This is a genomic window from Paenibacillus sp. 10L310, from assembly GCF_056395745.1.
In genome coordinates this window covers 133,037-145,128 of sequence record NZ_JBFTKC010000009.1, presented here as the reverse complement: position 1 = coordinate 145,128, position 12,092 = coordinate 133,037, and the positions used below count along the sequence as shown (strand labels likewise).

The 12,092-nt window shown below is 46.5% G+C and carries 11 protein-coding genes; 8 read left to right on the top strand and 3 right to left on the bottom strand.

Translation table 11 applies throughout. The features are described from left to right. Positions 1–140 precede the first annotated feature (140 nt). Positions 141–950: a helix-turn-helix transcriptional regulator gene (locus AC1DE7_RS19560; protein ID WP_036671408.1), complete on the bottom strand. Its 810-nt coding sequence runs from the start codon at positions 948–950 to the stop codon at positions 141–143. Between the two features lie 135 nt (positions 951–1,085). Between AC1DE7_RS19560 and AC1DE7_RS19555 the strand changes: the two genes are divergently transcribed. Further along, positions 1,086–2,507, top strand: coding sequence for a family 43 glycosylhydrolase (locus tag AC1DE7_RS19555; protein WP_339282596.1), 1,422 nt, complete (start codon positions 1,086–1,088; stop codon positions 2,505–2,507). A gap of 122 nt (positions 2,508–2,629) precedes the next feature. Here the strand turns inward: AC1DE7_RS19555 and AC1DE7_RS19550 are convergent, their stop codons facing one another. Next, positions 2,630–3,544 (bottom strand): AraC family transcriptional regulator, encoded by a 915-nt coding sequence (locus tag AC1DE7_RS19550; protein ID WP_315373075.1) that lies wholly within the window; start codon positions 3,542–3,544, stop codon positions 2,630–2,632. A 216-nt stretch (positions 3,545–3,760) separates the two neighbouring features. On the opposite strand from AC1DE7_RS19550, the gene AC1DE7_RS19545 reads away from it, so the two are divergent. From AC1DE7_RS19545 to AC1DE7_RS19530, 4 genes are all read left to right on the top strand, one after another. Beyond that, positions 3,761–4,636: a fumarylacetoacetate hydrolase family protein gene (locus AC1DE7_RS19545; protein WP_339282597.1), complete on the top strand. Its 876-nt coding sequence runs from the start codon at positions 3,761–3,763 to the stop codon at positions 4,634–4,636. Positions 4,637–4,657: 21 nt separating this feature from the next. Next, positions 4,658–6,124, top strand: a complete 1,467-nt coding sequence (gene gucD, locus AC1DE7_RS19540; RefSeq protein WP_036671416.1) for an alpha-ketoglutaric semialdehyde dehydrogenase GucD — start codon at positions 4,658–4,660, stop codon at positions 6,122–6,124. A 16-nt stretch (positions 6,125–6,140) separates the two neighbouring features. Further along, entirely contained in the window at positions 6,141–8,117 is a 1,977-nt protein-coding gene (locus AC1DE7_RS19535; protein ID WP_339282599.1) for a YjhG/YagF family D-xylonate dehydratase, read from the top strand. Between the two features lie 62 nt (positions 8,118–8,179). Then, complete coding sequence (locus AC1DE7_RS19530) at positions 8,180–9,841, top strand: glycoside hydrolase family 43 protein (RefSeq protein WP_477535000.1); 1,662 nt, start codon at positions 8,180–8,182, stop codon at positions 9,839–9,841. Between the two features lie 172 nt (positions 9,842–10,013). Here the strand turns inward: AC1DE7_RS19530 and AC1DE7_RS19525 are convergent, their stop codons facing one another. After that, on the bottom strand, positions 10,014–10,370 hold the full coding sequence (locus AC1DE7_RS19525) for a DUF3221 domain-containing protein (protein WP_127549420.1): 357 nt from the start codon (positions 10,368–10,370) through the stop codon (positions 10,014–10,016). A gap of 176 nt (positions 10,371–10,546) precedes the next feature. Here AC1DE7_RS19525 and AC1DE7_RS19520 point away from each other — a divergent pair, with 176 nt between their 5' ends. The 3 genes from AC1DE7_RS19520 to AC1DE7_RS19510 all read left to right on the top strand — a co-directional run bounded on the left by AC1DE7_RS19520 (position 10,547) and on the right by AC1DE7_RS19510 (position 12,081). Further along, a complete protein-coding gene (locus AC1DE7_RS19520) occupies positions 10,547–10,774 on the top strand; it encodes an Imm53 family immunity protein (protein ID WP_477534999.1) in 228 nt (75 codons plus the stop codon). Positions 10,775–10,815: 41 nt separating this feature from the next. Beyond that, positions 10,816–11,547 (top strand): hypothetical protein, encoded by a 732-nt coding sequence (locus AC1DE7_RS19515; protein WP_047843145.1) that lies wholly within the window; start codon positions 10,816–10,818, stop codon positions 11,545–11,547. Positions 11,548–11,613: 66 nt separating this feature from the next. Next, positions 11,614–12,081 (top strand): Imm26 family immunity protein, encoded by a 468-nt coding sequence (locus AC1DE7_RS19510; RefSeq protein WP_047843146.1) that lies wholly within the window; start codon positions 11,614–11,616, stop codon positions 12,079–12,081. Positions 12,082–12,092: the final 11 nt, after the last annotated feature.

The following is a 12,092-nucleotide window of genomic DNA, read 5'->3' as shown; positions in this document are numbered from 1 at the left end:
TACAGTCTAAAACCTTAACTTAAAATGACAGCAGAGAACGCTAACAACCTCGATGACGTTTATACCGATTAAATGGCTAAAGTATGTAAACGCCTATTGGACAGAGTGGGAATTTTTCCATTGATCTAAGTACATCCCCCTTAAAAGTGAGATTTATATCCCAACTCTGTTAAGTCAGCCGGGACACCTTCACGTCGTTTATGAAACTGTTTGGGCGAGGAACCGGTCATTTGTTTGAACTGCCTGCAAAAATGCTCGACATTACGGTAACCGCATCGATCGGCAATCTCTGCAACCGTATACAAATGATGTCTGAGATATTCTTTGGCCAAACGTATTCTGCTATGAATAACATCCTCCATACACGAGAGGCCAAACGATTTCTTGTACATCAACTGCAGGTACCCCGGGCTGACGTTTATGATCTTCGCCATTTCCGATATGGTCCAAGGATGGCTGGGATCGTTATGAATTGCCGTTCGAAGCTTCAACAGAGGATAGTGCTGAGGACTAATATCCTCTTGGACACAAGACTCAAGCAATTTATTGAACAAGGTTCGCAACAGGCAATTGATGGATGATTCCCGGTAATCGTTCTGAAAAGAATGCTCTGCAACAAGCAATTGGAACAGCTTATGACAGTATTCCGGATCATCCAGCGGGAAAGGTGTGCCTGGCGGAAGGGAGGTATCGGTTACAAACGGTTCATCACTTTCAAAACGAATCCAATCATTTATATAGCGCTCTGAACAAGCCCGATAATATATTTTTTGATACGGTTTGAAAAGTACAGCACAATGAGCCGGGTATTCCTTAAGTTGTCCATCAACCCAAAACTGGGCAGGGGTCTGTGTAATGACTAATAACCAGGCATCATGTCCTTCAGGGATATCAAAAACAAAATGATTCTGATGTACCGCGTCACATTCAACGTAAAAAATAGATGTCATGGTTCTTCCCCTTTATCTTTAGGTTGTAAAAAAGAATAACCCATACTCTACTTAAGCTATTTTCTATTATACGAGAGTTATCTTTATTTCATAGAACGAATGTACTATTACAATTATATGAGGAGTGTAGCTGGAATGAACAAGCAGGGGTTCAACCCATATCTTCCATCCTGGGAGTACGTACCTGATAGTGAGCCTTATGTATTCAATGAAAGAGTGTATGTGTATGGTTCACATGACCGTTTTAACGGACATGCTTTCTGTCTGAACGATTATGTATGCTGGTCTGCACCCGTGAATGACCTTGGGAATTGGAGAAATGAAGGGGTGATCTACCGAAAAACAGATGACCCGTTGAATCCGAATGGCCATATGTGCTTGTATGCGCCAGATGTTACGCTGGGTCCCGATGGGCGGTATTATCTGTATTATGTGCTGGATAAGGTACCCGTTGTTTCGGTGGCTGTATGTGATGCACCTGCCGGTAAATATGAATTCTATGGTTATGTACAATATGACGACGGCACTCGTCTGGGCGAAAGAGAAGGGGACGAGCCCCAGTTCGATCCCGGCGTGATGACTGAAGGACAGCACACTTATCTGTATACCGGCTTCTGTGCGGCCGGAGACCAATCAAGACATGGCGCGATGGCCACGATGCTAGGTCCGGATATGCTGACGATTGTGGAAGAACCCATATTCGTAGCACCGAGCGAGCCTTACAGTGAGGGCAGCGGTTATGAGGGCCATGAATTTTTTGAGGCGCCTTCCATCCGGAAGAGAGGTGATACCTACTATCTGGTGTATTCCTCCATCGTTATGCATGAATTATGTTATGCCACCAGTCGATTTCCAAATAAAGGATTTACATATCAGGGCGTCATCGTAAGCAACTGTGATCTCCATATCGACTCCTACAAACCTGCTGACAAACCCATGTATTATGGAGGCAATAACCATGGCAGCATTGTGGAGATCAACGGAGACTGGTATGTCTTCTATCACCGTCATACCAATGGGGACGCATTCAACCGACAGGGCTGTATTGAGAAGATATCTTTTGAAGAGGACGGCAGCATTCCTCAGGTGGAAATGACCTCCTCTGGTGCGGGTGGGAGACCGCTTGAAGGAAAAGGCGAGTACCCCGCATATCTTGCATGTATTCTTTTGACCAAAGATGATCAGAAGTACACTGGAGGTTTCGGGGCAGGAGCCTGGCTGGACAGCCGCTTTCCAAAGATCACCCAGGATGGTAGAGACGGTGATGAAGAAGTCGGATATATCGCCAATATGGTTGAATCCGCAACGGCAGGTTTTAAATACTTTGATTGCCGAGGAATTCGCCAGGTCTCGATCAAGGTACGGGGATATTGTCACGGGGTATTTGAGGTCAAAACCGCATGGGACGGTCATGTCCTGGGTACAATCCCGGTACATTTCACCAATCATTGGAAACCCTATTCAGTCGAGATGACCATTCCGGATGGTATACAAGCTTTGTATTTTACGTACAGAGGTTCTGGAAGTGCAAGCCTTGCATCATTTATTTTAGCGTAATCCTCAAACACATGATCTGAGCAATCCAGACAAAACAAAGCAGCTGCTGGTCATCCAGTAGCTGTTTTGTTGACCGATCAGCCTATGCGGCTCAGACAATTTTGGGGGGGATGATTAAACTTTTAGTCATCCACAACGTTGGCTTCTCCTGCCTGCTGCGAATGGCTACGATATTCGCTTGGCGCGATGCCTGTCCACCGCTTGAATTGGCGGCTAAAATGCGCATTGGTCTTATACCCCAGCATCATCGCAATATGATCTATGTTCAGGTCGGTTTGCTTTAACAGCCGCTGCGCTTCGTTCAGAAGGGTTTCGGATAGAAACTTGCGCGGAGCGATGCCGTATACCTGCCGAAAAATACGATTAACCTGTGACGGGCTAATGCTCAGCGACTTGGCGATGTCCTGAATCCAGGTTCGATCGCTCTCCTGAATTTCCCCGTGAAGATGGATATATCTTACCGAATCCTCAATGTGCTCAGCAATCTGATGGGCAATGGTTTCTTTTCTCGACAACGTAACGGAGGCTTGCTGAGATAACTGACCGACCAGGGAACCGAGCAGTTCAAACACGGCGGCATGTACCTTCATTTGTTTGGAGGAAGTTAGCGAGCTAGACAAATGCTCTGTGGCCAGACCATACAAGGTAGACAGGGAAGGGGAAAGCCCCAGAGCCAAATTTGAATTTGCCGGATAATAGATGTCTTTGCAACGGTTAAGTTCTCTGCAAAAGGATGTATCGTGTATGCTGAAATGCACAGAAAAATAAGTGAACCCCTCCGGTCCGGCTCCGGTGCAAGAGTGGGTCATACCAGGCCGGATGAACAGAAGGTCACCAACCGACTGACGATAAGACTGCCCGTTGACAACCATGTTCATCTGCCCGTCCATCATCCAGTGCACTTCATACATTGAATGTTCATGAGACGGATAAGTCCAGCTGGAATCTACCTTTCTTGCATGCAGCCCCAATAATTGAAAAGACATGCGAACATCGGGTAGACGACCTAAATACACAGCATCCGAAAGCTTGGTCACAGCAAACCAACCCCCTTGTACTATTCTATATACCAACATCCTGTCATCGGATTGTCCTCGTAAATTATCTTTAGTTTAATGGATCTAACCTCATCTTAACAGAAAAAAATGCGTGAAAAGGGTAAATCGTCGGAGTGATTAGAACATCGTCATGAACCATAGCGGGTGCTATGGTAGTATTATCAACCCGATGGGGAAAAATGGAGGCAAGCTTGAATGAGAATTATTCGATTTCTGGACGGACAACAGAAGTGGCTGGCAGCCGTTACGGATGATGAACAAGCGTATCGTTTGCCACAAGCAGATTTTATGACTTTGATCCATCAAGCAAGAAAGCAGGGGATTTCTCCAGTTCAACTTGTTGAAAGCGCTTTTAAACCATTAAACAAGTTAACTGACGATTGGACTTCCTTACATCTAATCACTCCATTGGAAGCTCCGGAAGTATGGGCGGCGGGTGTGACTTATCAGCGTAGCCGGGAAGCGCGAAATTATGAAGCAACGGAAGGCAAGCTAGATGCAAAGACCTTTTACGATAAAGTTTACGATGCCGAAAGACCGGAGATCTTTTTTAAATCTACAGCAGCCCGCACCGTCGGGCCCAATGAGGCTGTCACACTTCGCAGCGATTCCAATTGGCAGATCCCTGAGCCGGAGCTGGGGTTGGTGCTTGCCGGGGATGGCAGCATTGTGGGATACATCGTTGGCAATGACATGAGTTGCCGCGATATTGAAGGGGAGAATCCGCTATATCTACCGCAAGCAAAAATGTGGCGCAATTCCTGCTCGATAGGGCCAGCCATTCGTCTAGCGGAAACGGTGCAGAATCCATATGCGTTCAGCATCGTCTGCGAAATATATCGCGAAGGTGAAATAGTTGTCAAAAGCGAGGCAAGCACAAGTGAGTTAAACCGAAAACTCGATGAGCTGGTCTCTTTTCTGGCCAGAGATAACAATCTCTTTGACGGTACGGTGTTATTAACAGGCACAAGCATTGTGCCCCCTAATGATTTTACACTTGCACCAGGGGACCGCATTGAAATATCCATTAGCGATATCGGGACACTTATTAATCCAGTCATTTCAAACTAATGTACAAGGAGGATGAATGCAATGACGACATTTCAGGTAGAGCAGACATACAGCAATTACATTAACGGAGAATGGGTGAAGGCGACATCCGGTGAAACCGAACCGAGCATCAACCCGGCGAATCGGAAGGAGGTAGTTGGCTACGTACCCACCTCAGGCGTAGAGGATCTGAACCGGGCTGTTGCAGCGGCGAAGGAAGCAGCAAAAGATTGGCGGAGGTTATCGGGTGCGGAACGCGGAAACTATCTATTTCAAGCAGCCAATGTGCTGGAACGCCGGGCCGATGAAGTTGCAGAGGCGATGACCAGGGAAATGGGCAAAACACTCCCAGAAGCTAAAGGAGAGACACTGCGCGGTGTAGCAATCTTAAGGTATTACGCCGGAGAAGGCATGCGAAAAACTGGGGATGTCATTCCATCAACGGACAGCGAAGCACTGATGTTTACGACTCGCGTACCCCTTGGCGTTGTTGGGGTTATTGCTCCTTGGAATTTCCCAGTAGCCATTCCGATTTGGAAAACGGCTCCGGCCTTGATTTACGGCAATACGGTTGTGTTGAAGCCTGCTCAGGAAACTGCGGTCACTGCGGCTAAAGTAATGGAGTGTTTTGAAGAGGCGGGCATTCCGGCAGGCGTTCTTAATCTGGTATGCGGCAGAGGCTCAGTGATCGGATCTGCACTTGCTGAGCATCCGGATGTGGGCGGAATAACGTTCACAGGTTCCAATGAAGTGGGCAAACGGGTCGGCGGCGCAGCACTGGCACGTGGGGCCAAGTATCAACTTGAAATGGGTGGGAAAAACCCGATTATTATCGCGGCTGACGCTGACCTGGATTTGGCTGTGGAAGCCACGATCAGCGGTGGGTTGAAATCGACCGGGCAAAAATGTACGGCCACCAGCAAGGTCATTATTGAACGAAAAGTATACGATGCCTTCAAAGAAAAGCTGCTCTCGCAAATCCAGGAAATTCGGCTGGGTGACGGCATGTCTTCTGGAAGCTGGATGGGTCCATGTGCAAGCGAAGGACAGCTCAATACCGTGCTGAGTTATATTCAAAAAGGCCAAGATGAAGGTGCCGTTCTGCTCACTGGCGGAAAAAGAGGGGACGGTCCGGGACTGGAAGAGGGATTCTATGTGCAGCCGACCGTATTTGAAGGGGTCGAATCCCATATGTCCATCGCCCGGGAAGAAATCTTTGGCCCGGTTCTGGCCTTGATTGCGGTAGATTCCCTGGAGGAAGCGATCGAAGCGGCTAATGATAGCGATTATGGCTTGAGTGCTTCCATCTATACACAGAACGTCGGAGCCATGTTGTCTTTCATCCGGGACATGGATGCAGGACTGGTCAGAATTAATGCAGAAACAGCCGGCGTAGAGCTGCAGGCTCCGTTTGGCGGAATGAAGATGTCAAGTTCACACTCCAGAGAACAGGGGCAAGCGGCTATCGAGTTTTTCACGGCCATCAAAACGGTCTTTGTGAAGTCATAAACTGTGGGAGGCTATCATGTACGAACAGATTACGTCGATTATGGGAGAGACCGCGTCCAACTGCTTCGATATCATAGCACATGCTCCAGGGGCTGCCGGACGTCTGCCTTTAACGGATGATTTGCTGCGGAATGCTCCAAGCGGCGACTTGTTCGGCATGTCCCAGAATGTTGGAATGGGCTGGAAGCCCGGGGAATTGAACGGAAAACAATTTCTGATCTTGAGTACACAAGGTGGCATACGCAATGAAGACGGCAGCCCGGCAGCACTCGGTTACCATACGGGCCACTGGGAGGTCGGCCTGCTGATGAAGGCTGCCGCAGAAGAACTGTCAAGCCGGGGAGGAATCCCGTTTGCTGGATATGTCAGCGATCCGTGTGACGGCAGATCACAGGGGACGACCGGCATGTTTGACTCGCTTCCGTACCGGAACGATGCCGCTATGGTATTTCGCAGACTGATTCGCTCGCTGCCAACTCGTAAAGGCGTGCTTGGTGTCGCCACTTGTGACAAAGGTCTTCCAGCGATGATGCTCGCACTTGCCGGCATGCCGCAATTGCCTGGTGTAATCGTTCCCGGTGGCGTCACACTTCCACCTACCGATGGAGAGGATGCCGGTAAAATTCAGACCATCGGTGCACGGTACGTCAACGGGGAACTTTCTCTGGAAATGGCTTCGGATTTAGGATGTCGAGCTTGTGCTACACCGGGAGGAGGCTGTCAGTTTCTAGGTACCGCGGCTACGGCCCAGGTTGTAGCAGAGGCACTGGGTATGACAGTGCCACATGCCGCGCTTGCACCTTCCGGGCAGCCCATCTGGTTTGAAATGGCGCGCCAATCGTCACGTGCACTCATCCATATGGAGTCACAGGGGATGCGGATGGCAGACATTGTCACCGATGCATCCATTCGCAATGCGATGACCGTTCATGCCGCGTTTGGCGGATCGACCAATCTGCTTCTTCACATACCGGCGATTGCCCATGCCGCCGGTTTAACCATACCCGCGGTACAGGACTGGATACAGGTCAACAAAAATGTTCCAAGGCTGGTTAGCGCCCTACCAAACGGACCGATCTTTTATCCGACCATACGTGTCTTTCAGGCAGGAGGTGTACCGGAGGTCATGCTACACCTCAGACAGCTTGGTCTGTTGGATGAGTCTGTACCAACGGTTACAGGTACTTCATTGGGTCAGGTACTGGACTGGTGGGAATCGTCGGAACGCCGTCATCTCATGCGGAAGCAGTTAAAAGAGCAGGACGGCATCGATCCAGACAGTGTCATCATGAGTGTAGAACACGCTCAGCGGCTTGGAATCTCATCGACCGTAACATTTCCAACCGGGAATATCGCTCCGGAAGGTTCAGTCATCAAATCCACCTCTATTGATCCTGCTGTATTGGATGAACATGGCGTATATCGTCATCGTGGCAGAGCAAAGGTTTTTACCACTGAACGTGAGGCGATCCATGCGATTAAGACCGGAGGTATTCTGGCTGGCGACGTTGTTGTGCTTCTCGGGCGAGGTCCATCGGGAACTGGAATGGAGGAGACGTACCAGCTTACATCTGCGCTTAAACATTTGCCTTTTGGCAAATACGTGTCACTGATTACGGATGCCCGGTTCTCCGGTGTTTCCACCGGAGCATGTATTGGTCATGTTGGCCCCGAAGCGCTGGCAGGCGGACCGATTGGCAAGCTGCGGAACGAAGACCTGATTGACATCGCGGTTGATCGTAACACGCTGGAGGGTAGCATTAACTTTGTCGGAGAAGGCGAATTGGAGTTTTCACCGGAGGAAGGTGCTCTCATCCTGGCACAAAGGCCCTTTCATCCAGATATGAGGCCTGATGAGGCTTTGCCGGATGATACAAAGCTCTGGGCTGCATTGCAATCGGTCAGCGGTGGGACTTGGAGAGGGAATGTATATGATGTCGAGCGGATCATAACTGCCCTGGAAGCCGGCAAAAAAGCGCTAGGCTGGTACTGATATCTACCTTTCGTGAATCTGCTGTTGTACAGATCATTACTTTCATACCGGAGGTTTCTTCCATGAATAAGATCAAGAAAATGATCACCAATCCCATCCTGCCCGGTTTCCATCCCGATCCGTCCATCTGCCGAGCAGGGGAGGATTATTATATCGCCACTTCCACCTTTGAATGGTTCCCTGGTGTACGAATTCACCATTCCCGGGATCTGGTTCATTGGCGGCCCATCGCTTCTCCGCTGACTCGTGTAACGCAGTTGAACATGGAGGGCAACATTAATTCCGGAGGCGTATGGGCACCCTGTCTTAGTTACAACAACGGTGTGTTTTACCTGATCTACACCGATGTCAAAAGCCGGGTAGGCGCTTTTAAAGATACCCATAATTACCTTGTGACAGCAACGGATATCGAGGGCCCTTGGTCCGATCCGCTGTATCTGAACAGCAGCGGTTTTGATCCTTCCCTGTTTCATGATGAAGACGGGCGTAAGTGGCTGGTCAATATGATATGGGATCACCGTAAGGGCAAAAATCGGTTTGCAGGCATCGCTCTTCAGGAATATTCCGTCCAGGAACATAAGCTGATCGGACCGGCCATGAACATATTTAAGGGAACAGAATTAGGCCTGACCGAAGCACCCCACCTGTATAAACACAAGGACTATTATTATCTCATTACGGCTGAAGGTGGAACCGGTTATGAGCATGCGGTTACCTCAGCACGTTCCCGTACGTTACAAGGTCCTTATGAGGTCGATCCTGCCAATCCGATCCTCACTTCATACGGCAGACCGGATTTAGCTCTGCAAAAGGCAGGCCACGGTAGTCTGGTCGAAACGCATACCGGCGAATGGTACATGGCTCATCTGGTCGGACGACCCGTTCAGCACAAATATTGCATTCTTGGACGTGAGACCGCACTTCAGCCATGTACGTGGAGTGAGGACGGCTGGCTGAGACTTGCGAGCGGTGACCGATATCCGGAGGTTCAGGTGCCTGCACCGATGATCCAGTCCCATCCGTTTGAGCCGATTGCTGAAATGGATGACTTTGATCACTTTGAGCTTCGGCATGATTGGAATACACTTCGCATTCCACCCGATTCGACTTGGCTCAGCTTGACGGAACGTCCCGGTTACATACGATTGCACGGCATGGAGTCGATGAGTTCAACGCACAGGCAAAGCATGATCGCACGGAGACTTCAGGCCTTGAAGTGTGAAGCCGAGACGTGTCTGGAATTTGCGCCGGACCATCCACAGCAAATGGCCGGATTGATTTTGTACTACGATACCCAGGACTATCTCTACTTACGTGTAACTTATCATGAGGAGAAAGGGCTCTGCCTGGGGATCATTCAGTCCAAATACGGGGTATACGACGAACTGTTGGAGGATATTCCGCTAGAGTTGGTGAGCACGCTCCGTTTAAAGGTTGTGGTGGATCAAGATCGCGCCAGCTTTTATTATGCGTTAAATACTGATTCATCCTGGAATACAGCAGGCGAGTGGGTTGATATCACACATCTGTCCGATGAATCTCCAGAGTATATCCGGTTTACGGGAACCTATATCGGTCTTTGTGTGCAGGATCTAGGTGGAACCCGAAAACATGCCGATTTTGATTACTTTAAATATAAAGAAACAAAGCATGTAGCTGGTGTATTGGAAACGGAAATGGAGAGCCTTACCTTTGACGGCGTAGAGATGATTAAAAAACCTTAAAAGCCTTAGCATTGATTTGAATGAATTTCGGGAGGGCTAATGAGAGGAGAGGCCGGTCGGATTTATCCGTACGAGATTTAACTCCGAACTCTTGAAAACAAAATGATAAAAGACCTTACGTTTGCTTTGAAACGTTAAGGTCTTTTTATCGTTTTAAACAATCGAAGAATTCTCAGCCTATTTTTTCAATACTCACAACGGTTCTAATGGGTGGCGAGGGTTCTAGTTGGTCAAAGCCAGTAGTAATTCTTACTCTTTGCCCTACCTCAATTGTTTCATATGTTTCTCTATTGACCAAATAATACGAACCTTCCTGGTCTTGTGCTAATTCTATAAAATCCTCAAGATTTCCATTCTCCAGGTCTTCCTTACTTACATTTTGAAGAACAAGAAATTTGTACTTGTCATTTTCATCTGTTTTAAATACTACAGTGCCCTCGAAAACTGGATAATTCTCTTTCTCATCCTTGTTAGAACAGCCCGAAAGTATAATCATACTAATGAAGATAAACAATATTATTTTTTTCATAATGACCTCCTTGATTTGAAATAAAGTTTTCCCCTTGCTTTTAAGTATACCCTACGTAAAAAAAGCAAATTATTACTAAAAGGTAATTCATACGAAAAAAGTATGCAATATGGCATGAGAATTCCTTTAAATAATAATTCCCTAGAGTAGAAAAAACAAAAAAAGAGGTCACGATGATGGATATCCTAAAATGGATTCAAAGCTGGTATTATGAAAACTGTGACGGTGATTGGGAGCATTTATACGGTGTGCGAATTGATTCGATTGAAGAAGAGAGAAATGAAGAAGATTGGTTCTACTGTATCGTGAGAGATGGAGTGTTTCACAGTGCAGGGGGAGCAAAAAATTTAGAAGAGATGCTTAATTGCTTCAAAAATTGGGCTTCAAGTTTGGATAGAAGTTAATAATGCACTAACCATCGGGAGTAATCTAAGGAGAGAACCAGATGTATCTAAAAGGATTCAATTTGGATTTACCGTATATTGTAGATGATGAAAATATTGAATCTATAATAAAAAAACAAAAATGTGAGTACAACGAAGCAACAAAATTAGATTATGCGTTGAATTGGAAATGGAAAAGACGCTCTTTTAGTTTGGAAACCCGCTGTATTACAGCGATGTATGAACGTCTGTTGGGGAAATACAAAACGAAAGATTGTTGGAAAGTCCTAATAGAGTGTGTAGAAAACATTACGGATGAACGTATTGTTAACGATTCTGGTGTGTGTTCGGTACCGATCCAATTTAGTTTGAATGACTTTAGTGAAAAAAATGAGTTGGAGAAAAAAAAGGCTACGCTTCGCCTGCTAATGGAAGGCATAGAGAAACTTGCTCTACGTAATAATTGGGATATTGATCCATTTAGGGAGATAGCTTTGCAAATAGAGCAGTTAGATTATGTAAATGAATGGACTTGGAAAAAAGACGTAAAGAGCCCTAATAAGAAGTACAATGCTAGAGTCATATGTCATCATAATGTAGATAGCATGGATATATTCCTATCTATTTTACAACGTGATGGTACGCAAGTACTTGTAGAGAAGGTCATATCAGAACAACCAGATGAATTTGCCTATGCTGAACATCTAGGTGAACTTACATGGGTATCTGATTTTGAAGTTGCTTTAATTAATAAAACAGGTACTGAAAGGCACTCTGCAACCCTGAAATATTAATACGCTGTTAAAAATTCCACTTAGAAGAATAGGTCGAATAAAAAAGAAATAGTAAAGGATAAAATAATGAAAAAAAGAGTTTCGGTGAAGATAGGAGATGTCTTCTCAATAAAACTAAATCAGGATTGGAATTGTTATGGACAAGTTGTTTCTGAAGGAAGAATATCAGATTGTATGATTGTATTTGATTTGATATCAATGGAACACCCAACAGTAAGTGAGATCACTACTAAACCAATCATTTTCTTAATACAGACTGTAAACTCCAGGATTGAAGATGGTATCTGGAAAGTGATTGGTAATGCTCCAATACCTAGGATGACATTTCCCATGTACAAAGAGGAAACTGAAGATGGATATACATTGGTAGATCATAAGGGTGATATTGTGACTGAAACTCCGAGTGCTTCACAGATTGAAGTTGCCTCCGAACTGGAATCTTGGTCACCTGTTAGTTTAGAAAAAGCAGTCATTGCTAGATTTGTAACTGGAGAATGGGACCCGTATTATAATGATTTAATTTATATAGAGTAGTCTATGTTCAA